The sequence below is a fragment of the Hymenobacter psoromatis genome (genome assembly GCA_001596155.1).
Taxonomy (GTDB): domain Bacteria; phylum Bacteroidota; class Bacteroidia; order Cytophagales; family Hymenobacteraceae; genus Hymenobacter.
The window spans coordinates 2,935,678-2,959,501 of sequence record CP014771.1 but is presented as its reverse complement, the minus strand read 5'-3'; the positions used below and the strand labels follow the sequence as shown (position 1 = coordinate 2,959,501).

The following is a 23,824-nucleotide window of genomic DNA, read 5'->3' as shown; positions in this document are numbered from 1 at the left end:
CGCCACGAAATAATAGCATCAGAACAAAATGAGGACGAGTCGTTTGGGTATTATTCTGGGGCTATTGCTTCGTCCTTGCTTGATGCGCACCATGCTCGTAATGACTGCCGACTGCCTACTACCCATTACTCACCAGTTGGTTAATAGCCTGCTGCTTTAGGCGCTCGCCCCAGTGGCGCAGCCCTTCCAGCACGCCTAGCAGGGTTTCGGCTTCGGGAAGTAAGGCGTATTCGACGCGGGGAGGCATTTCGGGGTAGATGGTACGGCTTAGCAGGCCGTCGGCTTCCAGCTCGCGCAACTGCTGACTCAGCATTTTGGTCGTGACGGGGTGCAGCGCCTTGCGCAGCAGCCCGAAGCGGGCGGTGCCTTGGTGAATGTGCCAGAGCAGCGCCACTTTGTAGCGGCCGCTCAGTCGCTGCATTCCATACAGCATAGGGCAGGTGAAAAGCAAAGATTCCAGGTTCAGGGCGTTGCTGGAAGTGGGTTTATTCATGGTTAGCGTCAATAGTTTCGTTTTGGATACTAGGCTACAATTTAGTAGCTACTTGCCAAAGCTACTACTTAGGTGGGAGATTTGTGTCATCATTTAGTTAACGCGGGGCATCATCTACCCTTTCCATTCCCTCATTCCCGGCCTTTGGGCCGCCTTCCTTTCGTCAGGGACATTCTTCCTGTCATTTTTCGGAAGTGCCACTGACTCAGCAGCACCAGCTGTTGTTCCAGCAGTTTCAGCCGGCCTGCGCTGCCTTCCTGCGCGAGTTGAAGCAAGCGTAGCAGACTCGCTTAGCTTATTATTTTCTCTATATACCCAATCAACATTTTATGACAACTGAAACTATCCCGCTCATCTCGCTTTCCGAGGCCGAGCGGCATTCGATTCATCAACTTTACCGGTCTTTCAGCGCCGGCAACGCTCACTTGCTGAACGAGGTCGTGGTGGCCGACTGGCAGGATATTCCGCTCGGGCCGGGCCAGGGTCCGGGGCCGGAGGGCATCAAACCCATAATTGAGGCCTTAACCCAAGCTTTTCCCGACCTGGAAATCGTCATTCATGAAATCATGGGTTCGGCGGGTCGAGCAGCCGTGCGGGCTGAAATCCGGGGCACGCACCAGGGCGAATGGTTCGGTATTCCGGCTACCAATCAGCCCGTGCGCATCGCGCTACACGAGTTTCACCACCTCCAAAACGGGCGCATTACCCACACCTGGCACCTCGAAGACTGGTTTGGAATGTTTCACCAGGTAGGAGCTTTGCCGCCGGCCCTCTAGCCGTGGGGTCATAGCTCTGTCTCTTTCAGCCCCTATTTTTTAGGAAAGCTGCTCCTGGTCGGCCTGGGTAAACTGGGTGAGGTAGGCCGTTTCCTCGGCCACGTCGGAGCGGGCCAGACTCGATTCCTGAATGAGTAATACGCTGCCATAGAGCAGCATAACGGCACCCGCCACGCTCAGGGCCGCGATAATCCAGGTTCGCGAGATATCAGTCAGCTCAAACACGCCGATGGCCAAGATGCTGCTGATAAAAATGCTCAGCGTGAGGTGCAGGCTGGTCATGGCCCGTTGCAGCAGCCGCGCCCGCCTGATGGCAAACAGCAGCTGTTGCGTGAGGTGCCCGCGCTCGGCCGGGTCGGGGGTAGAGGTGGCGGCCTGCTGCTGATTCTGGCGCAGCCGCTGGGCCACCTCGCGCTGCCGGTCGAGGCTGCGGCTCAGCCGCTGCGAGGTGGTCATAATGAGCGAGCCGCACGCCGACACCAGTATCGCCGGCGTGAACATGGCCGAGAGAATGGTGAGCGTGCCGGAGAGCGTGGACATTAAGAATTGGTAATGAGGAATTTAGAATTGTTCTCGTCCCGAAGCGAATAACGAAAGAGAACGTCATTCCGAGCTTGCCGAGGAATGACGTTCTCTTTTGTGTGCTGCTCCATAAAGAGCATGAAAATCTGAGTATAAATTTCTCGTTCTCAATTCCTACACAATAGCCTTTACATCGACCTCTTTTTCCTTAATCGGCGCTTTGGCCTTGCCGATGATGTAGCGCATGCCTTTGTCCTGGGTGAGATAGTTCCAGCCCCAGGCCAGGAACACGGCCAGGCGGTTGCGGAAGCTCACCAGGGCCAGCACGTGCACGAAGCTCCAGGCCAGCCAGCCCAGCCAGCCCGTGATATGGTATTGCTTGCCAAAGAGTTGAATATCACCCACTGCGCGGTGCCGGCCGATGGTCGCCATCGTGCCCTTATCGTCGTAGCGAAAGGGCTTCATGGGCTGCTTGTTAAGCAGCCGCTTGAGGTTGCCGCCCAGCTGCTCGCCCTCCTGAATGGCCGGTTGCGCCACCTGCGGGTGGCCTTCGGGGTAAGCGGGCGTGGCCATCTGGGCAATGTCGCCGATGGCAAATACGTGGTTGTAGCCCGCCACCTGGTTGAACTCGTTGACCTGGTAGCGGTTCGACTTGAGTAGCGCGGCCGGGTCGAGGCCGGCGATGGGCGCGCCCGTGACGCCCGCCGCCCAAATGAGCGTGCGCGTAATAAGCTGCTCGCCGCTTTTCAGCTTCACAGTGTAGCCGTCATACGACGTCACGCGGTTGTCGAGCCACACCCGTACGCCTAACTCCTCTAAATACTTGAGCGCGTGCGCCGAAGCCTCGGCCGACATGCCCTTGAGCAGCACCGGCCCGCTCTGGATGAGGTGAATATCCATCTGCTTGAGGTCCAGCTCGCGGTAGTCGCGCGGAAACACGTGGTCCCGCAGCTCGCTCAGCGCGCCGGCCATTTCGACGCCGGTCGGGCCGCCGCCCACGATTACGAAGTCGAGCAGGCTGTTGAGCTGCTCCACGTCGCCGATTTGCAGGGCCTGCTCAAAGTTGGAAAGCAGCGTGTTGCGCAGCTCAATGGCATCGGTCACGCTCTTGAGGCTGATGGAATTTTTCTCCATCTGCTTGTCGCCAAAGTAGTTGGAGGTGGTGCCGGTGGCCAGCACCAGGTAGTCGAAGCGCAACAGGCCAATGGACGTTTCCACCACCTGCGCCGTGGCGTCGATGGACCTCACCTCGGCCATGCGGAAGTAAAAATTATCTTGCTCGTTCAAGATTTTGCGAAATGGCGACACGATGCTATCGGCATTGAGCCCCGCCGTAGCTACCTGGTAGAGTAGGGGTTGGAAGGCGTGATAGTTCACCTTATCAATGAGCACTACCTGCACCGGTGCGTCGGCCAGCGACTTGGCCAGGGCCAGCCCGCCAAAGCCACCGCCAACGATGACGACGCGGGGCTTGCCCAGGTCCGCAATTTTCGTGAGTCCTTCCATAGGGTAAAGATGCGTCCGCCCGCTCGTTTCGGGCGCTTTTGCCAGTCAATACGGCCGCGCCGCGCCGCGCGTTCGGCAAAGCGCAACCATAAAGCCAGCTTGCTGGAAGCGGTATGTAAGAACTTCTAATCTTCCATACTTTCCTTTTCCATGAAAAAAATACTGTTAGGCCTTGCTCTTGCATTAAGCGGGGCATCAAGCGCCTGTACACTAGGCCTAAATGTGGAGCAGCGCGATAACGTTAATTTCAGCAAGTACCGCACCTTCGACTTTGCTGATACCCAGGTGAAAACCAATGGCAACCAAAACCCGCTGTTGCATAGCTCTATTGCCCAAGACCATATCAAGCAGTCCATTCCTGGCGAGTTGGCCAAGCGTAGCCTGCGGCAGGTAGGCAGCAGCCCCGACCTGCTCATCACCACGCACACTTACGTCGATGAGGCTGAGCGCACGGTATATAGCTCTTACCCCAGCGCTGGCTTTGCCTACCCCTGTCCTGTAGGTTACCGGGGAGCTTTCCTGCCCATTAGCTACGGCTACTACTACTCACCCACCCACTACCAGACGCCGCACACCGAGCGGTACACCGAGGGCACGCTCATCATTGACTTCATTGACTGCCGTACCAACAACCTCGTGTGGCGCGGCTCTATGGCCGACCCGGTTGATGACCCCGGCCGCCTGGGTCGTGAGTTCAGCGTCTCGCCTAAAAGCATTCTGGACAAATTCCCAATTGAGAAAAAATAGTCGCTCGCACCAATAAAGAAGGCCCGCAACCAACGTTGCGGGCCTTCTTTATTGGTTGTTATTCAACCTCTTTGCTAGTAGGGCCGAGGTGACTAATGTACCCCCGCATGCTGGGCGGGAGCGATGAGGTAGAATGGATATGGCGAAGTCTTTGCCGCGCCTCAGGCGGAGTAGCTCATCAAGGTTGGGCACCGAATCGTTGTGCGGAAATAGGCCTGCTACCTGCTGCCTTTCAAAGCTTTATATGAAATAAATTAAAAAAGAATGCTATATTAAGTTTGTCGAAGTATCTCTGCCGCGTCATCGGATTACCGATTCAACGAAGCGGAATAGATGCTTCGACAAGCTCAGCATAACGGTTTGTTTTTGTAGGTTCCTGGTTAACAGAAGCCAGTAAATCAATTGAACACTAAGTAATGGGAGCGGCTGATACAGGCAAGGTGATAGTAAATGCAGTATATATTTCTGGTATTGTCTCAACCGTTATATTGCCTTTATGCGCCTTCACAATATCCTGGCTGATGAATAGCCCTAAACCTGTTCCTTTAGAGGTAGGCTTGGTGGTGAAAAAAGGAGAAAATAGTTGACTCCTTTCGACTGCTGAGATTCCGGTGCCGTTGTCCCGCACACATATTTCTACATGTTCCTCATAGAAAGAGGTTTCGACCGTAAGCCAAGGCTTAAAATCTCTGTTTTTTGAGGATTTTTCAAGCAAAGCATACATTGAATTATTAATTATATTAAAAAGAACGAAACTCATTTCGGTAGGTAATATTTTTACGGAATAATTATTTATGTTGCTGCCCTTTTTTAACTCTAGTGGCGTGCCTTTATAACTTGCATCCACTTCATTTTGGTAGATACCTAATTGGGCTTCAATAAAAGCATTGATATCACTTTTGACAAAAACCGAATTTTTGCCTTGTAATAGCTTATCCATGCTCCTGACTATCCTAGTTAAGCTGGAGCCGTGTTCTTTAATTTTCTCAATATTATTTTCAATAATAGTAAGTAATGGTATCAATTCAGTTTGTATGTGTTCGTCAGATGAATATTTATCAAAGGCCAATGCTTCTTTACTTTCTCCTAAAAGCTCGTTTGATAAAGCAGAAAAATTAGTTATGTAGCTTAAGGGATTCAGTAGCCGGTCAACCAGACCTTTGGTCAGTTGACCAATAGAGGCAAATTTTTCCTGCCTGATTAGTTGTTCCTGCGTATTTTTTAAGTCTGCAAGGGTTTTATGTAATCCTTCCAGAAGCTCGTCCGTTTTTTTCTTTTCTAATATTAATTCAGTAGTCCGGTTTTCCAAGTCCTTGCGAGCCATCGCTAAGTCAGCAACCATCATATTAAAGACAATACCGAGCTCTCCAATCTCATCTCGTGATTTGCTGAATACCCGCTGTGTAAGGTCACCTCGGCCTACTCTGGTAGCAGCATCTCTTAGTTTTAGTATCGGAACGGATATATTTCTAGCTAAATCAAAGCAAGTTAATATACCTATACTAAAGAATAAAAAACTGAAAAATAATGAAGTACCCCTGATTTGTCTTTTGCTCTGGATGATTTCTTTAGTTGAGAATGCCAGTAATACCTTGCCTCTCATCATAGGAGTACTAAAGTCCGCACGCTTTACGACAGTAGAATCGTTAGATAAGTAATTAATATTTATTTTTTCTCTCTCTGGGTAAGTTTTGAAAATGGTTTCTACTATTTGATATTTAGTGCGCTTATTATTCCAAATAGTATCAGTTTGAATCAAGCTCACGAATTTTAATAACGGGTCTTTCTTAACAAAATCCATAGCAGTTTGGACTCCTTGGAAATTTTGCTCGGTCATAGCAATTTTTACCCCTAGTGCAACCGTATTGGCATAGTTCTGTACTTCTTTATTAAAATTGGCTAGAAGATTCCGTTCTTGAATAGCTGGCACATAGAATAATACAAAGAAAGAAAATAATAAAACTATCGTAGTTATAGTCATCCATATTTTGGTCTTTACCGTTAGGCGTATATGCCACAGGCGTGAAAGAATAAATGAATTACGCGACTTGAGTTGCATAGAAAATATTTTTTAAAATATTATATTTATTATTTTTATTAATTGGTAATTTACAAAAAAAAGAGCAGAATGCTGAGCTTATCGAAGCAGCTCTACTGCTTCAGTCGGCCTGTTCAACGAAGCAGTAGAGCTGCTTCGACAAACTAGCATTACGTTTTGCTTTAGTTAAGTTTATAAAAATCATTAAAGGGTAGCGGCTAGCAACTCAATTGCTTATAAAGATTTTTGTCCGTCGATAAATACTATTTTATTATTTGCAGAAGGGTGATTAACGACACCAATAGCACCACTCGTTTGGGAAACAAAATCTTCTAATTCAGCCTCGGAATTGAAGAAATTAGGAGCATCCGCTTTACCCTGAAATACAAGTGCTAACCAATATTTATTTAATTCATTTAAAATCATATTATATATTTTTTTACTGGTATTTATTCCTATGGGAGTAGTGCTCTTTAGTAGTGCTATCACTACTTTACTGCCATCTGGCCAGCGTAGCTTTTCGCCTCTCATGGTTGACTTAAGCTGAGTTAGCTTCATTTCCGACGGAGTACCTTTGCCATTAGCAATTACGGCCAAGCTCATATCCTGTGAATGCGCTGGTAAGTGAAAGTAGATACCGATTAGGAATACTTTGAGAGCAAAGCGATAAATATATTTCATGGATATGTTGCTTTAAAACCCGACCGCAATCTGGAAGATAATATTGTCCGAGTTATTATGTAGCTGACTTTTTGTGTGCTGGTACTCGAGTTTAAGCACGGCCAAATAATTTATTTCATACCGCACTCCGGTAACGTAAGCGCGAGTGTTATTATTTAGATAGTATACTTCTCTGTTACTGTATTGAATATCATCAATTCTGACATAAGGTATTACTTTGTCAGTAATGCGCAAGCCAGCGTAAACGTAAGAAGCTATCGCTCGCTGCATGCCGAGACTATCTGACCTATTCGTAGCTAGGCTACTCTCTGCTAGCAACTCAAATTTTCTGGAAAATATAGAATCATTGTATAAAATTGACCCAGTAACTATATCCTGGTTTATCCTATTAGGAGCAAAAGCAATAGTGCCCCCATAATGGCTGTGAATAGTACTGCCTTTTGAAACAACATCGTGGTAAAAGGACGCTCCAAGACGTAAGCCATCGGTAGGCTTCACATGCACAGCCAAAGTAAGTGATTTGAAAGCGTTATTATCTTCTACATCACTCGAGCCTAATCCATTGCCAAGCATCGCATCGTAGCCAAATCGAAGTCGGCCAAGATTTTGACCCTGCAAACTGATGCCGGTAGTATGGAGTGGAATGAAGTCCTGTGAAAATAGTAAGGGTCGGTCAACTGTTGGAAAGAATACCCTTCCGTGGTGGTAGGTGTCGTTCCAGTAATTAATAGGCGTATGGTGTTTGCCAATTAATATACTATGGTTGCCTGCGTAATTATATTTTAAGATTATGCGCTCAACGCCATAGCGAATTCGCAAACGCTTAAACCGCTTTTTGGGCAGGTTTGGTGTGGTAGCCACAATGGTCAAACCAGTTTTGGGCGTCCTGACTACTAATCCAGTCGATGGCCTCACGTACGGCTTCTTTTAGGGCCTCGTAGGAACGGGCGGCGCAGGTGCGCAGCTTGGTTTTGAGCTTGCTCCAGGCCTGCTCGATGGGGGAAAAATCGGGGGAGTACGGGGGCAGAAAGACCACGTCCACGCCCCGCTTGGCCAGCCACTCGCGCAGGCCCGCGAGGTGGTGCACGGGCAGGTTGTCGAGCACTAGCACATCGCCCCGGCGCAGGGTGGGGGCCAGGCACCGGCCTACGTAGAGGGCGAAACTGTGCTTGTTGAGGGGCTGATGGAGCAATTGCAGGGCTCCAAGCCCGCGCACGGACAGCGTACCAATAAGGGTGTAGGAGCGGCCCCGACGCAGCGGCACGGCCCCCCGGACGCGTTGCCCACCCACCGCCCGGCCGTGGGTGCGGGCGTAATCCAGCCGCAAGCCCGTCTCATCCAGAAAATGGAACCGGGCAACATCGGGGCGGGTGCAGACCTGTTCGACATGGTCCTGACGGGCCTGGCGTACGCGCTCGGTGTCGCGTTCAGCCGCGTGGGGGCTTTTTTTTTCGCCGCAGCTCGTGTTCGTCCAGCACTTGCCAGAGGCAGGTTTGGCCCACGGGGCGGCCCCCGCTGGCCTGCCAGGCCTGGTTTAGCTCGGCCAGCGTAGCATCGGGGTGTTGCGCCACGTAGGCCACGAGCCAGGCTTGGGCGGCGGCATCGAGGTAGCGGGCCCGGCCGCCACTGGCCGGTTTGGGGGCCAGTGAGCCGGTTTGTTGCTGCTGGCGAACCAGGCTTTTGACAAAGGAGCGGCTCACATCGAAGCGCCGGGCAACGGCGGCTTTTTTGGCCCCCGGCTCCTGGCAGGCCGCCGCCACCCGGGTACGTAAATCAAGCGAGTACGGGTTCATAAACGCTAATACGACAAGTAACTGATAGTGGCTTAACTGTTTGCGAATACGCTATAATATCAAAGCTGGTAGGGGATTCAAAAGAATACTTAAAAACCGTTTCTCCTAAAAATGATAAGCGCTGACTTATCTCTGAGGTGATAAATAAGTCTTGTTCGCCCAGGCCAAAATTTAGTTTGCCATTTTGGTAATAGGAAGAGACGTCCACAAAGCCCCTGATTTGAGTTCTTTGCGCCACTGACTGTTGTATTGCGCACAGTAGCAAGCCAACAATGATTAGAAAAATAAGTGCGTAATTATTTCTTTTCATAGTAGACAGGTCGTTTTTTAACTAGTAATGATTCAAAAGCGCTCGACATTAGTTAACCGCTGGCATTCATTAGCTTAATCAGGTAAAATTGCTCTTAAGTGACTCCAGAACGGGCGCGCTCTATTTGCGAAATAGCCTAGCAAGTGCTAAGGCATGCTGGGCCGCTGCTGCCAGAGGCTAACCTACTTAAAAGGGCCATGAGAATGTGAGCGTTTTTGGCCGAAAAAAGGGCACAAGCGTGAGCTAACCAATTGCTGAAGCAGTGGGTAGAATATGATGAGCATTCGGGTTGGAGAAATAGTGTGGCGTTCGATTTCTGCCTGCACAAGCCCGTTGTAAGTAAGTGATAATGAAAGCCTGGAGGTCTTTCGGCCCAAAGGTAAGAGAAAAGAGCCGGCTCCGGTAAGGTATATGCCGACTCAACAAAATTATATTTTATCTTTTTATCTTAGTATGTGGCTAGCCCCTGTTTTCCTAGTATAGAGCTTGGTAGCCATCTTCCCTTTAGTAGCTTTTTTGCAAGGCGGCAAAGCGGCTTGGGTACTATTTTAGAAATGGGGGTTGGCGGTAACAAGCCTTGCTATTTCTCGTAGAAAAACTCGTCCCTACCCCCCTCCTCGCCGCTGGGGCGGGCGCGCAACTCCACCCGCCGGATTTTGCCGCTGATGGTTTTGGGCAGCTCGGGCACGAACTCCAGCACGCGGGGCATTTTGTAGGGTGCCAGGCGGGCGCGGCCGTAGGCAAACAGCTCGCGCGCCAGCGAGGGGGTAGGGGCCGTGCCGGGCGTGAGAATCACGAACGCCTTGATTTCGTGGCCCTTGATGGGGTGCGGCACGCCCACCACGGCGGCTTCCACCACGGCCGGGTGCTCCACGAGCACGCTCTCGACCTCGAACGGCCCCACGCGGTAGTCGCTCGATTTTATCACGTCGTCGTCGCGGCCCACGAACCAGAGGTAGCCGTCGGGGTCGCGGTAAGCCTTGTCGCCGGTGTAGTACAGGCCGTGCCGAAACACGCTGGCCGCCCGCGCCGGCTCGCCAAAATATTCCGTGAACAAGCCGTTGGGCCGGCCCGTGTCGGTGCGCACCGCGATGTGGCCCTCGGCCAGGTCGGGCAGCAGGGTGCCTTGCTCGTCGGCGATCACGATGTCGTACATAAACGACGGCCGGCCCATGCTGCCCAGGCGCACGGCGCTGCCGGGCAGGTTGTAAATCATGGCCGTGCTCTCGGTCTGGCCGTAGCCATCGCGCAGCAAAACGCCCGTGCCGCGCTGCCACGCCTCAATTACCTCCGGGTTCAGCGGCTCGCCGGCGCTCACGCATTCGCGAAAAGTGAAGGGGTAGGGCGCCAGGTTTTCGAGCACTAGCAGGCGCAGCACGGTGGGCGGCGCGCAAAACGTGGTGACGCGTTCGCGCACCAGCGCCGCCAGCAGCGGCCCCGCCGCGAAGCGCCCGCTGCCCTGGTAGGCCACCAGCGTAGCCCCCACGCTCAGCGGTGCGAAAAAGCTGCTCCAGGCAAACTTGGCCCAGCCCGACTGCGAGATGTTGCAGTGCCGGTCGCCGGGCCGCAGCCCAATCCAGGCGGCGGTGCTGAGGTGGCCCACGGGGTAGGAAAAGTGCGTGTGCGTCACCACTTTGGGCAGGCCGGTGGTGCCCGAGGTGAAGAATAGGAACAGTGGGTCGTCGGGCCGCGTGGGGGCGGCTTCGGCGGTGGCGGGCAGCCCGGCCAGCCCCGCGAAGCCCACCCAGCCCGGCCGCTCGGCGCTGCCCACCAGCATCTTAAGGCCAATGCGCTGGCCCAAAGCCTGCTCGGCGGCGTCGATTTTGGCGGCGTTCTCGGCGTCAGCAATCACCACGGCGGGCAGCAGCCGGTCGAAGCGGTATTCCAGGTCGCTCACCGTGAGGATGCTGGCCGCCGGTATCAGCAACTGCCCGCCCTTGATGCCCGCCACATAAGTATCCCAAAGCTCGGCGCACACGGGCACCATCAGCAGCACGGCCTGGCCCGGCCGCACGCCCGCGCCGCGCCAGAAATTGAGCAGCCGGTTGGCGCACGCAGCCAGCTCGGCGTAGCTAATCGTCTGGCTGCCAGCGTCGTCGGCCAGCACCAGGGCCGGCTGGTCGGGGCGCTCAGCCACGTGCAGGCCCTCCAGAATGTCAGTCGTCCAGTTAAAGAATGCGGGTTTCGGAAGGGGTAGCCCGGTCAGCTCGGAATAGGTGCCCGCCTCGGCCAGGCGCTGAAAATGACGGAAGTAGGCTTGCATACGTAGCAGGGGGGTAGGGTGGGAGCCGCGAAGGTAAACCGCCCCCCGCCGCCCGCCCGACCGGCCCACCGGCCCGGAACGATTTAGGCTCCTTCGTAAGTTTGCGCCAGTACTCCGCCGCCTGTTTAGTTTCCCTAGTATGAATGCTTTGCCCCTGACCGCGCTGCTACTAAGCAGCTCCATCCTGAGCGCGGGAACGGCCCCGCGGCCCGCCCCGGCCACCCAGCTCGTCACGATAGTGGTGTCGGACCTGGCCTCCACGCAGGCCCTGATAAAGCTTAATTTCTATAATGCGCCGGAAAAATTTCTGAAAGACGGCCAGATGGCCATCCGGCTGTTTGTGAAGCCCGAGGGCAAAACGGAGATTACGGTTCCCGTGGAGCTGACGCCCGGCGAATGGGCCGTGGCCCTGACCCAGGACCTCAACAACAATAACAAGCTCGATAAGAACTTTTTAGGTATTCCCACCGAGCCGTTCGCATTCTCCAACAACGTGAAGCCGCGCTTCTCGGCCCCCACTTTTCAGCAGTGTAAGTTCCTGGTCGATGGCCCCGGCCAGGTGGTGACCATCACCTCCTGGAACGACTTTTAGGCCCGAAACGGGTGCGCGCCGCGCGCCAGCCGCTCGGCCAGCTCCACGGCGTAGCGAGCGCGGGTTTCGGAGCGTTTGGCGTCGGCCACCTGGCGAGCCATTGCCCGGCGCATAGCGCCGGGGTGGGCCAGAAAGGCCGTTTCGGCCTCGGGCCAGGCGGCCAGGGCTTCGGCCAATTCATTGGGTAAGTCCACGTAATCAGGGTTGGGGTCGGGCGCGAGCGTCACCTCCACTGCCTGGCCGATTGCCAGCCCTAAGTGCTCGCACAGTGTTTTGCGCAGCAGCAGGTAGCGCCCGCCGCCCGCCAGCGGCAGCAGGCCCAGCCGCTCGGCGTGGCCGTTGAGGGTAGCAATAACGCGCTTGGTGGCCCGGCCGCCCACTGCCAGCCACGTCGCCTCGGGCACGTTTACAATCTGGGTTGGCATGAAGCTGGGGCCGCCGGCTTCGAGCACGGCCCGAAAGGTAGCAGCGGGCGGAGTAGGGAGCATAATCGAATTGGCCTTATTATTCGCAAAAAAGACGCCCAACAGAACGTCATTCCGAGCTTGCCGAGGAATCTCGCTCGCCTCGTTGAACGAGGCTCGAACAATGCGAGCGAGATTCCTCGGCAAGCTCGGAATGACGTTCTTTATTGGTGGATTAGGTAATGAGTATAGGTGTGATAATCAGTCGCGTACCTGGCCGGTGCCGCGCACCAGCCATTTGTAGCTGGTCAGCTCTTCCAGGCCCATCGGGCCGCGGGCGTGCAGCTTTTGGGTGCTGATACCGATTTCGGCCCCCAGCCCAAACTGCCCGCCGTCGGTGAAGGCCGTGGAGGCGTTGGCATAGACGGCCGCCGCATCCACGACCTGCAAAAAAGTATCGATATTCGCTTGATTTTCAGAGATAATAGCCTCGCTGTGCCGCGAGCCGTGGCGGGCAATGTGGTCGAGGGCCGCATCGAAGTCGGGCACGGTCCTGATGGCCAGTTTATAATCCAGAAACTCGGTGCCAAAATGCGCTTCCGTGGCGCTTGCCAGCAAGTCAGGGGGGTAGGCACCGGCCAGCGCCGCCAGGGCCGGCGCATCGGCAAAAAGCTGCACTCGCGCGGTGGCCAGCGGGGCCACCAGCGCGGGCAGGTCGGGCAGCCGGCTCGCGTGCATTAGCAAGCAATCCAGGGAGTTGCACACGCTCACGCGGCGCGTTTTGGCATTGGCAATAATGGCCGCGCCGGTGGTCAGGTCGCCGGCCACGTCGAAATACGTGTGTACCACGCCGGCCCCGGTTTCGATAACGGGCACGCGGGCGTTTTCCCGCACGTAGTTTATTAGCCCCTGGCTGCCCCTTGGAATCACGACATCGACCAGGCCCACGGCCCGCAGCAGGGCCTCGGTGGCGGCGCGCTCGGGGGGTAGGAGGGTGGCGGCGGCCAGCGGCAGACCGTGGCGCAGCAGCACCGGCCCGGCCACCTCCATAAGCGCCGCATTGGATGCCGCCGCGTCGGAGCCGCCCTTGAGCAGGCAGGCGTTGCCGGTTTTCAGGCACAGCGCCAGGCTGTCGATGGTCACGTTGGGCCGCGCCTCGTAGATGATGCCCACCACGCCCAGCGGCACGCGCACTTTACTCAGCTGCAAGCCATTGGGTAAGATTTTTTCGCTCAGCTTCGCGCCCAGCGGGGAGGGTAGGGCGGCCACGGCGCGCAGGTCCTGAGCCATGCCGGCCAGCCGCTCAGGCGTGAGGCGCAGGCGGTCGTGGCGCGGGTCGGTGGCGGGCAGGCGGGCCAGGTCCTGGGCGTTTTCTTGGAGAATAAAATCGGTGTGGCTCACCAGGGCATCGGCTAGGTCGCGCAGCAGCGCGTCGATGGTGGCGGCGGGCACCGTGGCCAGCGCGCGACTGGCGCGCTGGGCCGCCGTGAAGAAAGCGGAGTAATTGGACATAAGTGTGTAGGGTAAGCTTTAGCTTGCCACGGGATTGTGCGGTAAGCTTTAGCTTGCCGGAAGTGAGCCGGTTCGTGCTAAAACGGCAAGCTAAAGCTTACCCTACATTATCGGCCGTCAAAAATAAATAGTCATAATGCACTAGCGGGCGCTGGCCGTGCTGGCCCAGCCGCTCACGGGCCTTGTCCGAACCATATTCAGCCAGGCCCAGGCCCAGCGCGTGGCTGGCCTCGTCCACGAGGCGCACCAAGTCGCCTTTCTGGAAATCGCCTTCGATTTTTACTACCCCCACCGGCAGCAGGCTCGTGGCCTGGCCGGCGGCCAGTAGCGCCGCCCGCGCCCCGGCATTCACGTGCACGGTGGCCTGAGCGGCCTGCGCGTGGGCCAGCCATTTTTTAGTGCGCGAGGCCCGCTTGCTGGGCTCAAACCAAGTGCTGATGGCTTTCTCATTCAGAATATTAGGTAGAATGTCGGGCGTCTTGCCGTTGGCAATATGCACGCTGATGCCCAGCCCCGCCACCTTGTGGGCAATGGAGCATTTGGTGAGCATTCCGCCGCGCCCGAATTGCGAGCGCGTGGCCGTCACGAACTCAGCAAAGCCAGTGTCATGCGGCGCGATGTGCCGGATTACCTGCGCGCCCGGCCGCGCCGGGTCGCCGTCAAAAATGCCGTCCACGTTGCTCAGAATCAGCAGCGCGTCGGCGTCGAGCATGCTGGCCACCAGGCCCGCCAGCTCGTCGTTGTCGGTAAACATCAATTCGGTTACCGAAATCACATCGTTCTCATTCACAATGGGAATAACGTTTTGCTGGAGCAATTCCTGAAAGCAGTTGCGCATGTTCAGGTAGTGCTGGCGGTCGCGAAAATCCTCTTTGGTCACCAGCACCTGCGCGCCCAGCAGGCCGTGCGGGGCCAGCAGCGCGGCATACAGGCTCAGTAGTTTCACCTGGCCCACGGCGGCCAGCAGCTGGCGGCTGCGCACCGCGTCGGCGCGGGGGGGTAGGGTGATGAGGCTGCGCCCCGCCGCCACCGCCCCCGACGACACGAGGATAACCTCGCAGCCCTGGTTTTTGAGGCCCACTAGCTGGCTCACCAGCTGGGCCATGCGGTCCTCATCGGGCAGGCCGTTGGCCTGGGTAAGCACGTTGGAGCCTATTTTGACGACCAGGCGGCGGTAGGGTAGGGGCATAGTAGCGCGAACTTTGTAGTTCGCGGCCCAGAACGACCATTATGGCGCGGGGACGCGAACTACAAAGTTCGCGCTACTGGCTACAACTGCGCCTGCGCCAGCTGCTTGTTGATGAAATCAACCTCCTCAAAGCTGAGTTTCACGTCCATCGCCCTGGCGTTTTGGGTAGCTTGCTCGGGGTTGCGGGCGCCCACCAGCGCCACCGTGATGCCGGGCTGCGCCAGCGTCCAGGCTAGCACGAGCTGGCCGAGGCTGGCGTTTTTGATTTCGGCCAGCGGCCGGATTTTGTGCAAAAAGGCGTTGACTTTGGTCACCGCCTCGGGCTTGAAAAGCCGGTTGGTGCTGCGCAAATCACTCGCGTCGAAGTGCTGGCCGGGCTTGATTTTGCCGGTTAATAAACCCAGCTGCAAAGGGCTGTAAACCAGAATGCCCAGACCGTGCTGCTGCGCGTAGAGCACCACGTCTTTCTCAATATCGCGGCGCAACAGGCTGAAAGGCACCTGGTTGGAGGCCAACTTAAGCGTTTTTTCGGCCTCGGTCATTTGCGCCACCGAGTAGTTGCTGACGCCGACGGCCCGCACCTTTCCTTGCTCGATGAGGCGCTGCACGGCCTCCATCGTTTCGCTTATGGGCGTCGTCACGTCGGGCCAGTGCTGCTGGTAGAGGTCGATGTAGTCGGTGCCCAGGCGCTGGAGGCTCTCCTCGCATTCCTGGATAATGCTGGCGCGGCTGGCGTACTTATACACGTCGAGGTCGCGGTTCTGGTTGTCTTTGGTCTTCATGGCAAAATCGCCCTTGGGCTGGTCCCAGCGCATCCCGAACTTGGTCAGAATCTGCACCTTGTCGCGCGGCAGGCTCCTGATGGCCTCGCCCACAATCTGCTCGCTCAGGCCCATGCCATAGACCGGCGCGGTGTCGATGCTGGTCACGCCGAGGTCGTAGGCGGCGTGAATGGCACCCACGGCGTCGTTCTGCTCGGTGCCGCCCCACATCCAGCCGCCGGCCGCCCAGCTGCCAAACGTGATGCGCGAAACGCGGACGTCGGACGAGCCTAATTTCTGATATTCCATGAGTTAAGGTAGATACGGGCCAAAAAATACGTCCTCCCTTAACCCGCCCGGCCGGCCCAAGGTTGCGCCCTACCCCCCGCCGTCAGCCTGAACGCGCGCCGCCGGCCGGGTGTTAGCCAGGCCCTGAACCACAAACAATTCACCGCGCTCGCGGCTTCGTGCTGTTCTGGTAATCACTAGCTTTTTTGTCTTATGAAAGTTGAAATCTGGTCCGACGTGGTATGCCCATTCTGCTACATCGGCAAGCGTAAGTTTGAACAAGCGCTCGGCGGGTTTGCCCACCGCGCCGACGTGCAGGTGGAGTGGAAAAGCTTCCAGCTCACGCCCGACTTTGTCCCTACCCCCGGCGAAAGCATCCATGCCTCGCTGGCCAAAAAGAAAGGTATGCCGGAGGCGGAAGGCCGCCGCATGAGCGACCATATGACTCTGATAGCCAAAGAGGTAGGTTTGGAATACGATTTCGATAAAGCCATTCCGGCCAATACCTTTCTGGCCCACCAGCTCATCCATTTCGGCGCGCACCACGGCCGGCAGGATGCCACCAAGGAGCGCCTCATGGCCGCCTACTACCTCGAAGGCCGCGACCTCAACCAGCTCGACACGCTCACCAACCTGGCCGCCGAAATCGGCCTCGACGCCGCCGCCGCCCGCCAGGCGCTGCTGGCCGGCACCTACGCCAACGAGGTGCGCCGCGACGAGTATGAGGCCCAGCAAATAGGCGTGCAGGGCGTGCCGTTTTTTGTCTTCGATGACAAGTACGCCGTGTCGGGCGCGCAGCCCAGCGAGGTCTTTGCCGAAGTGCTGGGCAAGACCTGGGAAGAAGGACATTCTAAAAACCAACCCGTTATGTTGGCCGACGGCCCCGCCTGCGGCCCCGACGGCTGCGACTAAAGAGGAAGGCGGCAAGTAGCGCGAACTGGAAAGTTCGCGCTACTTGCCGCCGCTCAGTTAGCCGGCAAGCTTTGCTACCCTTCCTGTTCATACTTTCGCCATCCGGCTCGGCGTAGGCTTGTAGGCAGGCGAGCGTTATTCGGTTTTTCTATGACAGGTAATTTGAGAGGGATGCGCCCGAAAATCGCGGCGTTTGGAGTGGCGGCGGCGGGCTTGCTGGGGCTGTTGGCGTTTCGCTACCCCACCGATGGCAATCCCATTCAGGCTATTGCCGAAAAGCTGGGGGCCCACTACGCCCTCGTGCGCCCCGAAAAGGCCTACCTGCACCTCGACCGCCCGGCCTACGGCACTGGCGAAACCATGTGGTTCAGCGCCTACGTGGTCGATGCCCTGCGCCACCAGCCCGATACGCTGAGCAAGGTGCTGCACGTGGAGTTGCTTTCGCCCCAGCGCCAGGTGGTGGCCCGGCGCACGCTGCGCCTGTCGGGCGGCCGCGCCTACGGCGACATTGAGCTGGGCGACACCCTCAAAGCGGGCACCTATCTGCTACGCGCCTTCACCACCTGGATGCGCAACGTGAACCCGGCCTATATTTTTCAGCGGGAGCTGCAAGTGTGGCCCGCCGCCCCCAACCAGCCCGACGATTTTGGCAGCGCTACCTCCCACATACCGGCCAAAGCCGTTGCCAGGGCAGCCATCGCGGCGGGCAAGGTCGATGTGCAGTTTTTCCCCGAAGGCGGCAACCTCGTGGCGGGGCTGCCGGCCACGGTGGGCTTCAAGGCGGTGGCGGCCAGCGGGCGCGGCGCGGCCATCAGCGGGCAAGTGCTTGATGAGCAGAACAAGCCCGTGGGGACGGCCTTCAGCGCGGCGCACGCGGGCATGGGCCGGCTGAGCTTTACGCCCGCCGCCGGCCAGCGCTACCACGCCCGCGTGAAGCTGCCCGACGGCGGCAGCGCCGACTTTCCCCTGCCCGCCGTGCAGGCCACCGGCTACGGGCTGCACGTGCTCGACGCCGGCGACAGCTACACCGTGGAAGTGCGCTACAAAGGCGCGCCCGGCGCGCCGGTGCCCGGCCCGGCCATGTTGCTGAGCGAAGTGCGCGGCTACATCGTGGGCCTAGTGCCGCGGCCCCTCACCGACAACGGCGCGCCCGTGACCTGGAAGCTAAGCAAGGCGCGCTATCCCAGTGGCATTCTGCATATTACGCTGTTTGATGCCCAAAGCGTGCCGCAGGCCGAGCGCCTGGCTTTCGTGCTAAACGGCCCGCCCGCCCTGCACGTGACCCTCACGCCCGACAGGGCCGCCTACGCCCCCCACGACCCCGTGCACGTGAAAGTGCAGGTGACCGATGCTGCCGGCCAGCCCGCCGCCGCCCACCTCTCGGTGAGCGTGGCCGAGGCCGGTGCCGCCAGCCTCGACCCCAACGGCGGCAACGTGGCCACCAGCCTGCTGCTGACTTCCGACCTGGCGGGCTACGTCGAAAACCCCGGTTATTATTTCCAAACGCCCACGCCCGAGGTCACGCAGGCGCTTGATAATCTGCTGCTTACCCAGGGCTGGCGCCGCTACGTGTGGAAAGAAGTGCTGGCCCCTACCCCCCCTTGCTGGTCTATGGTGCCGAGCAGGGCATAACCCTGGGCGGGCAGGTAACCGGCATGGGCCAGAACGGCATCGCCAATAGCCAGCTCACTTTTATTCAGAGCAAGCCCAATCGCAGCGTGCTCACGGCCAGCACCGACGCCCAGGGGCGGTTCCGTTTCACCGGCTTTCCGGGTAAGGATACGGCCGTGGTGACCTTGCAGGCCCGACGCACGTCGGGCGGCAGCAATGTCATTATTCGGCCCGACCTGGGGCCGCCCACGTTTGGCGCGCCCCTACCCCCCCTGCCGGCTGCCGCGCCCGCCGTGGCCGACTACCTGCGCCGCAGCCGCCAGCAGCAGGTGCAGGAGCGCCAGAACAACCCCGACGGCGAGGCCCTGCGCAACGTGCAGCTGGGCAACGTGGCCGTGACCGGCAAAAAAGTGCTGATACCGCCCGATGACCCCCGCCGCCTCTACCCCGGCGTAGTGGCCAACACGATGGTGGACTTCGCCAACAACCCGTCGGCGCAGTCGGGGCTGTCCATCTTCCAGGTGCTGCAAGGCCGGGTGGCGGGCCTCACCATCACGGGCACGCCGCCCAACATGAGCGTGCAGATAAGGGGTAGCGGCACGCCCTTGTTTATTCTTGATGGTCAGCGCATTGACATTGATTTTGTCAGTAGCATTCAGGCCAATCAAGTCGAGGCTGTGGAGGTATTCAAAGGTCCTGAGGCAGCCATTTTTGGCAGTGGGGCCGATGGGGGCGTCATTGCCATCTATACCAAGCGCGGCGACAAAAACTATAAGGGCACCGACCAGCTAACGCCCAGCCCCGGCATTCTCACGATGAAGGTTCCGGGCTACTACGCCGCCCAGGAGTTTTACCAGCCGCGCTACGGCGCGCCCGTTATGAACGCGCCCACGATGGACCCGCGCCGCCTCACCCTCTTTTGGGACCCGCAGCTGACCACCGGCCCCAATGGCCAGACCGAATTCCTCTTTTACACCGCCGACGGCAGCGGCAACTTCCAGATTTCTACCGAAGGCATCACCCTCGAAGGCCAGCCCAGCCGCGGCACCAGCATCATTTACGTGGCGCCCAAGTCGCGGTAAGTACTTGTCTTACAACGAAAAAGCCCGACGTGTCGCCTTGCGGCACGTCGGGCTTTTTAGGGGGGGGTAGAGCGGCTAGCCAGCCGGGCGCAGAAACTCGTCTTCCAAGCGCTTGAGGCGCGGCTCGTGGTCTTCGAGCTTCTCGGCGTCTCGGCGCATTAGCTGGAGCATTTGCAACTCGGTTTGCACGAGTTCGTCGAGGCGGGTGTCGGTGGTTTGCTGGCGCTTGAACAGTACTTTCAACGCATCTACGGCAACATCCTGGCGCTTACCCTGCTGTTGAATCTCTGCCATCATGGCGTCCTGCCGCTGCTCAGTCTCGGTGTGGCGGGCCTCCGAGATTTTTAGAATAGTGATAATATCGCCAATCTGGTCGCTAATATTATCCAGCCGCACTTCCTGCCGCTGCAAAATCCCGGTGTGGCTGTTCAGCACTTCGGTGTGGCTGTTCAGCAGTTCGGTGTGGCTGTTCAGCAGTTCGGTGTGGCTGTTCAGCAGTTCGCCCAAGCTGTTAATGGCTTCCCCATGACCATTGAGTATCTGTATGATGCGAGCAATCTGCTCGGCTTGCTGGTCCTGCTTGCGGGCCAGGTCCACCAGCAGGCTTTCCAGCTGGTCGAAGCGTTTGTTGATATCCATCGGCTTTTTTATTGACAAGATAAGGCTGAGCGGTTAGGCCAGCACCATTTCGGCAGCACCCAGCTTAGCGAGCAGCTGCTGGGCCATCCCTACCCCCCTGATGCCGTCGAAGGTCACTTGCAGCTTGTCCTTCTGGTCTTTCATGCGGGCGGTGCGCGGGTGGGTCTGTACGAAGTTGAGAATCAACCCAAACTGCTCGCCCTGGAAATACGCCTCGTGCCCCGGCCCGGCGGGCAGGTAGGCGCGCAGCGTTTCGCGCTTGAGTGTCAGCTTCTCCAGGCCCAGCCGAGCGGCTTGCCAGCGCAGCTTCACAATGTCCACGAGCTGCTGCACCTGCTCGGGCAGCGGCCCGAAACGGTCGGTCATGCTGGCCACCAGCTTGGCCAGCTCCTCCGGTTTTTGGGCGCGGTCGAGCTTGGCGTAGAGCTGCAGGCGCTCCGACACGTTGTTCACGTAGGTGTCAGGAATGAGCACCGGCAAGTCGGTTTCAATCTGCGTTTCCTTGGGCGAGTTGAGCGCCCCGGCCGCCATTTGCAGGCGCTGCTGGCTGGTGCCGCCCGTGCCTTCGCCCAAAAACAAGTCCCGAAACTCGGTTTCTTTCAATTCCTGCACGGCCTCGTCAAGCACCTGGTGATAAGCCTCATAGCCCAGGTCATTAATAAAGCCCGACTGCTCGCCGCCCAGCAAATTGCCCGCGCCCCGAATGTCGAGGTCGCGCATGGCCACGTTGAAGCCCGCCCCGAGGTCCGAAAACTCCTCCAGCGTGTGCAGGCGCTTGCGGGCGTCGGCGGGCAGGTTGGCCACCGGTGGCGTCAGCAGGTAGCAATACGCCTTGCGGTTCGAGCGGCCCACGCGGCCGCGCATCTGGTGCAGGTCGCTGAGGCCGGTGAGGTGCGCCCGGTTGATGATGATGGTGTTAGCGTTTGGAATGTCGAGCCCGCTCTCGATAATATTGGTCGAAACCAGCACGTCGTACTCGCCCTCCACGAACTTCATCATGCGCTTTTCGAGCGAGTCGCCGTCCATCTGGCCGTGGGCGAAGGTCACGCGGGCGTTGGGCACGAGGCGCAGTATCATGGCCGCCATCTCCTCGATGTCGCTCACCCGGTTGTGCACGAAAAACACCTGCCCGCCGCGCTTCAATTCCCGCGCAATCGCATCGCGGATGATGATTTCGTCAAATACCTGCAACTCCGTTTGCACCGGTTGGCGGTTGGGCGGGGGGGTAGCAATCACGCTCAAATCGCGCGCGCCCATCAAGGAAAAGTGCAGCGTGCGCGGTATCGGCGTGGCCGAGAGCGTGAGCGTGTCCACGTTCACCTTTATTTCCTTGAGCTTGTCCTTGGTCTTGACGCCGAATTTCTGCTCCTCGTCAATAATAAGCAGGCCCAAGTCCTTGAATTGCAGCTTCTTATTGGTGAGCGCGTGCGTGCCGATGAGAATATCGGTCCGGCCCGCCGCCACGCGCTCCATCGTCTCCTTTATCTGCTTGGCCGTTTTGAAGCGGTTGATGTACTCCACCGTTACCGGCAGGTTGGCCAGCCGGTCCCGAAACGTCTTGTAGTGCTGCATCGCCAGAATCGTAGTCGGCACTAACACAGCCACTTGCTTGCCATTGGCCGCCGCCTTGAAGGCCGCCCGAATGGCCACTTCCGTCTTGCCAAAGCCCACGTCGCCGCACACGAGCCGGTCCATCGGGTGGGGCTGCTGCATGTCGTTTTTTACGTCCTCGGTAGCTTTGGCCTGGTCGGGCGTGTCCTCCCAAATGAAGCTTGATTCCAGCTCGGCCTGCATAAAATCGTCCTTCGCGAACGCGAAGCCCGGTGCCGTCTTCCGCTTGGCATACAGCCGGATAAGGTCGGCCGCGATATCCTTGACCTTTTTCTTGACCGACTTTTTCTTGTTCTCCCACTCCGGCGAACCGAGCTTGCTCATGGTGGGCGGCGAGCCCTCCGCGCCGCTATATTTCGCAATCTTGTGCAAGGAGTGAATGCTCACCGTGAGCACGTCATCATCCCGATAAACCAGCCGAATAGCCTCCTGGACGTGGCCGTTCAGCTCCACCTGCGTCAGCCCCGCGAAGCGCGCGATGCCGTAGTCTTGGTGCGTCACGTAGTCGCCGGGCTGCAAGGTCTTCAGTTCGCGCAGCGTCAGGGCTTTTTTCTTGGAAAATTTCCGCGTTTCCTGCGCTCGGTAGTAGCGCTCAAACAGCTGGTGGTCCGTATAAACTGCCAGGCCCAACTGCTCATCCACGTAGCCTTCGCGCAGGGCAATGAGCAGGTGCTGAAACTGCACGTTCGGGTCAAGCTCGTCAAAAATCGTGCGCAGCCGGTCGGCCTGCCGCACCGAGTCGGCCGCAATAATGGTGGTGAAATCCCGGACTTTATTCTCCCGGATATTCTTCATCAGCCGGTCGAAGTCCTTATTAAAGCTCGGCTGCGGCTTGGCCGTAAACTGGAATTCCTGCGAGTTCTTGAAGTAAAATCGCTTGCCAAACTCCACGATGGCAAACTCCTCCAGACATTTTTTCAGACCCCTACCCCCCTCAAATAGGTCGGCGGGCTTCGACACGATTTGCACGCCGCCAACCTCTTCCACCAGCCGCTTGAAGTTGCTCTCGGCCTTGTCGAATAGCTCCGTCACCACGTCCAGCGTCTGGCGCATGTCCTTCACCCACAGGCAGCTGGTGCGGGGCAAAAACTCCAGAAACGACTCGCGGCGCTCCTGCAAGAGCTTGGTCTGCACGTTGGGAATAATGCTCACCGAGGGGCGCGGCTCCACCGAAAGCTGGGTTTCGGGATTGAACGTACGGATACTCTCAATCTCATCGCCAAATAATTCCAGTCGGTACGGCAGCTCATTCGCGTAGCTGAACACGTCCACGATGCCGCCGCGCACTGCGTATTGCCCCGCCTCGTACACGAAATCCGACTTCTCAAAGTCGTATTGCGCCAGCAATTCACCCAGAAAATTCACGTCCAGCTTGTCGCCCACCTTGGCCGAAAACGTGTTCTGCACCAGGCTTTGCCGGTTGATGACCTTCTCGCTCAGCGCCTCGGGGTAGGTCACGATGAGCGGGGCCTTGCCCAGCGCTGCTGCTTCGGGGTTACGGCTGGCATTGAGCTGGTTAAGCACCTCGGCGCGCATCAGCACGTTAGCGTTTTCCGTCTCGTCAAACTCGTAGGGCCGCTTGTAGGAGCTGGGGAAAAGCAGCGCCTCCGGCCCGTCGGGCAGCAGGTGGCGCAGGTCGGCCATGAAGAGCGCCGCCTCGTCCTTGTCGTGCAGGATGAACAGGTTGGGGTGCGCGTGGTGGGCGCTGGCCGCCGCCACCACGGCATCCTGCGAGCCCACCAGGCCGCGCAGTTGCACGCGCAGCTCGCCGCCGTGCGCCGCCTCGTCGGCCGATTGCCCGGCGTGGGCGGGCTGAACCGCGGCCAACAGGCGGGCGCTCAGGGTTTGCAGTTCGGCGTCGAGGCGGTAAAGGCGAAGAAAATCAGCTACTTGCACGGAATATTTTTATCGGTCAGCTAAAAAACGGCCAGCCCGGCCGGGGATGATTCCGGTCGGGCCAAGCGCGCAGACAATACCGCCGCCAAGCTCCGAAAGTTTCCTGGTGTAGCTTGGGGCAAGTAATTAGTATCCCTACCCCCCCGCCAACTCCCGTGCCGCTGCCCGCGCCCTGAAATGCTACCTTAGCGGCACGGA

At 57.8% G+C, this 23,824-nt stretch carries 20 protein-coding genes; 6 read left to right on the top strand and 14 right to left on the bottom strand.

What is annotated here, in order from left to right; all coding sequences use genetic code 11:
• Positions 1–118: 118 nt before the first annotated feature.
• Positions 119–505, bottom strand: coding sequence for a hypothetical protein (locus A0257_12490; protein AMR27828.1), 387 nt, complete (start codon positions 503–505; stop codon positions 119–121).
• A 317-nt stretch (positions 506–822) separates the two neighbouring features.
• Between A0257_12490 and A0257_12485 the strand changes: the two genes are divergently transcribed.
• On the top strand, positions 823–1,269 hold the full coding sequence (locus tag A0257_12485; GenBank protein AMR27827.1) for an ester cyclase: 447 nt from the start codon (positions 823–825) through the stop codon (positions 1,267–1,269).
• A 39-nt stretch (positions 1,270–1,308) separates the two neighbouring features.
• Here the strand turns inward: A0257_12485 and A0257_12480 are convergent, their stop codons facing one another.
• Positions 1,309–1,809 carry a hypothetical protein gene (locus A0257_12480; protein ID AMR27826.1) on the bottom strand — a complete coding sequence of 167 codons (501 nt, stop codon included), beginning with the start codon at positions 1,807–1,809 and terminating at the stop codon, positions 1,309–1,311.
• Positions 1,810–1,965: 156 nt separating this feature from the next.
• Positions 1,966–3,297, bottom strand: coding sequence for an NADH dehydrogenase (locus A0257_12475; protein AMR27825.1), 1,332 nt, complete (start codon positions 3,295–3,297; stop codon positions 1,966–1,968).
• Positions 3,298–3,519: 222 nt separating this feature from the next.
• Between A0257_12475 and A0257_12470 the strand changes: the two genes are divergently transcribed.
• Positions 3,520–4,044, top strand: coding sequence for a hypothetical protein (locus A0257_12470; protein ID AMR27824.1), 525 nt, complete (start codon positions 3,520–3,522; stop codon positions 4,042–4,044).
• Positions 4,045–4,453: 409 nt separating this feature from the next.
• On the opposite strand, the gene A0257_12465 is transcribed toward A0257_12470, so the two are convergent.
• The 5 genes from A0257_12465 to A0257_12445 all read right to left on the bottom strand — a co-directional run bounded on the left by A0257_12465 (position 4,454) and on the right by A0257_12445 (position 11,129).
• The gene (locus tag A0257_12465) at positions 4,454–6,103 is read right to left on the bottom strand and encodes a hypothetical protein (GenBank protein ID AMR27823.1); all 1,650 of its coding nucleotides are present in this window, start codon (positions 6,101–6,103) and stop codon (positions 4,454–4,456) included.
• A 672-nt stretch (positions 6,104–6,775) separates the two neighbouring features.
• Positions 6,776–7,033: a hypothetical protein gene (locus A0257_12460; protein AMR27822.1), complete on the bottom strand. Its 258-nt coding sequence runs from the start codon at positions 7,031–7,033 to the stop codon at positions 6,776–6,778.
• 553 nt (positions 7,034–7,586) lie between these two features.
• Positions 7,587–8,090, bottom strand: coding sequence for a hypothetical protein (locus A0257_12455; GenBank protein AMR27821.1), 504 nt, complete (start codon positions 8,088–8,090; stop codon positions 7,587–7,589).
• A gap of 100 nt (positions 8,091–8,190) precedes the next feature.
• Positions 8,191–8,556: a hypothetical protein gene (locus A0257_12450; GenBank protein AMR27820.1), complete on the bottom strand. Its 366-nt coding sequence runs from the start codon at positions 8,554–8,556 to the stop codon at positions 8,191–8,193.
• A gap of 890 nt (positions 8,557–9,446) precedes the next feature.
• A complete protein-coding gene (locus A0257_12445) occupies positions 9,447–11,129 on the bottom strand; it encodes a branched-chain amino acid aminotransferase (GenBank protein ID AMR27819.1) in 1,683 nt (560 codons plus the stop codon).
• Between the two features lie 139 nt (positions 11,130–11,268).
• On the opposite strand from A0257_12445, the gene A0257_12440 reads away from it, so the two are divergent.
• Positions 11,269–11,721: a hypothetical protein gene (locus tag A0257_12440; protein AMR27818.1), complete on the top strand. Its 453-nt coding sequence runs from the start codon at positions 11,269–11,271 to the stop codon at positions 11,719–11,721.
• On the opposite strand, the gene A0257_12435 is transcribed toward A0257_12440, so the two are convergent.
• The 4 genes from A0257_12435 to A0257_12420 all read right to left on the bottom strand — a co-directional run bounded on the left by A0257_12435 (position 11,718) and on the right by A0257_12420 (position 15,896).
• Complete coding sequence (locus A0257_12435; GenBank protein ID AMR27817.1) at positions 11,718–12,248, bottom strand: hypothetical protein; 531 nt, start codon at positions 12,246–12,248, stop codon at positions 11,718–11,720. The two genes, A0257_12440 and A0257_12435, sit on opposite strands and share 4 nt — an antisense overlap.
• Before the next feature lie 138 nt (positions 12,249–12,386).
• A complete protein-coding gene (locus A0257_12430; protein ID AMR27816.1) occupies positions 12,387–13,637 on the bottom strand; it encodes a gamma-glutamyl-phosphate reductase in 1,251 nt (416 codons plus the stop codon).
• A gap of 97 nt (positions 13,638–13,734) precedes the next feature.
• The gene (locus tag A0257_12425; protein ID AMR27815.1) at positions 13,735–14,826 is read right to left on the bottom strand and encodes a glutamate 5-kinase; all 1,092 of its coding nucleotides are present in this window, start codon (positions 14,824–14,826) and stop codon (positions 13,735–13,737) included.
• An 80-nt stretch (positions 14,827–14,906) separates the two neighbouring features.
• Positions 14,907–15,896 (bottom strand): aldo/keto reductase, encoded by a 990-nt coding sequence (locus A0257_12420; protein AMR27814.1) that lies wholly within the window; start codon positions 15,894–15,896, stop codon positions 14,907–14,909.
• Between the two features lie 192 nt (positions 15,897–16,088).
• On the opposite strand from A0257_12420, the gene A0257_12415 reads away from it, so the two are divergent.
• From A0257_12415 to A0257_12405, 3 genes are all read left to right on the top strand, one after another.
• Positions 16,089–16,787: a disulfide bond formation protein DsbA gene (locus A0257_12415; protein AMR27813.1), complete on the top strand. Its 699-nt coding sequence runs from the start codon at positions 16,089–16,091 to the stop codon at positions 16,785–16,787.
• A 171-nt stretch (positions 16,788–16,958) separates the two neighbouring features.
• Positions 16,959–18,419, top strand: coding sequence for a hypothetical protein (locus A0257_12410; protein ID AMR27812.1), 1,461 nt, complete (start codon positions 16,959–16,961; stop codon positions 18,417–18,419).
• Positions 18,389–19,480, top strand: a complete 1,092-nt coding sequence (locus A0257_12405; protein ID AMR27811.1) for a hypothetical protein — start codon at positions 18,389–18,391, stop codon at positions 19,478–19,480. The genes A0257_12410 and A0257_12405 overlap by 31 nt, the downstream gene beginning before the upstream one ends.
• Positions 19,481–19,555: 75 nt before the next feature.
• Here A0257_12405 and A0257_12400 read toward each other — a convergent pair whose 3' ends face one another.
• Positions 19,556–20,119 (bottom strand): hypothetical protein, encoded by a 564-nt coding sequence (locus A0257_12400; GenBank protein ID AMR27810.1) that lies wholly within the window; start codon positions 20,117–20,119, stop codon positions 19,556–19,558.
• 33 nt (positions 20,120–20,152) lie between these two features.
• On the bottom strand, positions 20,153–23,626 hold the full coding sequence (locus tag A0257_12395; GenBank protein AMR27809.1) for a transcription-repair coupling factor: 3,474 nt from the start codon (positions 23,624–23,626) through the stop codon (positions 20,153–20,155).
• Positions 23,627–23,824 lie beyond the last annotated feature (198 nt).

Coding starts and splice junctions, on each gene's coding strand:
- A0257_12485 (AMR27827.1), top strand. CDS start 823: ATGACAACTGAAACTATCCCGCTCATCTCGCTTTCCGAGGCCGAGCGG.
- A0257_12480 (AMR27826.1), bottom strand. CDS start 1,809: ATGTCCACGCTCTCCGGCACGCTCACCATTCTCTCGGCCATGTTCACG.
- A0257_12475 (AMR27825.1), bottom strand. CDS start 3,297: ATGGAAGGACTCACGAAAATTGCGGACCTGGGCAAGCCCCGCGTCGTC.
- A0257_12465 (AMR27823.1), bottom strand. CDS start 6,103: ATGCAACTCAAGTCGCGTAATTCATTTATTCTTTCACGCCTGTGGCAT.
- A0257_12460 (AMR27822.1), bottom strand. CDS start 7,033: ATGCAGCGAGCGATAGCTTCTTACGTTTACGCTGGCTTGCGCATTACT.
- A0257_12450 (AMR27820.1), bottom strand. CDS start 8,556: ATGAACCCGTACTCGCTTGATTTACGTACCCGGGTGGCGGCGGCCTGC.
- A0257_12445 (AMR27819.1), bottom strand. CDS start 11,129: ATGCAAGCCTACTTCCGTCATTTTCAGCGCCTGGCCGAGGCGGGCACC.
- A0257_12440 (AMR27818.1), top strand. CDS start 11,269: ATGAATGCTTTGCCCCTGACCGCGCTGCTACTAAGCAGCTCCATCCTG.
- A0257_12430 (AMR27816.1), bottom strand. CDS start 13,637: ATGTCCAATTACTCCGCTTTCTTCACGGCGGCCCAGCGCGCCAGTCGC.
- A0257_12425 (AMR27815.1), bottom strand. CDS start 14,826: ATGCCCCTACCCTACCGCCGCCTGGTCGTCAAAATAGGCTCCAACGTG.
- A0257_12420 (AMR27814.1), bottom strand. CDS start 15,896: ATGGAATATCAGAAATTAGGCTCGTCCGACGTCCGCGTTTCGCGCATC.
- A0257_12415 (AMR27813.1), top strand. CDS start 16,089: ATGAAAGTTGAAATCTGGTCCGACGTGGTATGCCCATTCTGCTACATC.
- A0257_12410 (AMR27812.1), top strand. CDS start 16,959: ATGCGCCCGAAAATCGCGGCGTTTGGAGTGGCGGCGGCGGGCTTGCTG.
- A0257_12400 (AMR27810.1), bottom strand. CDS start 20,119: ATGGATATCAACAAACGCTTCGACCAGCTGGAAAGCCTGCTGGTGGAC.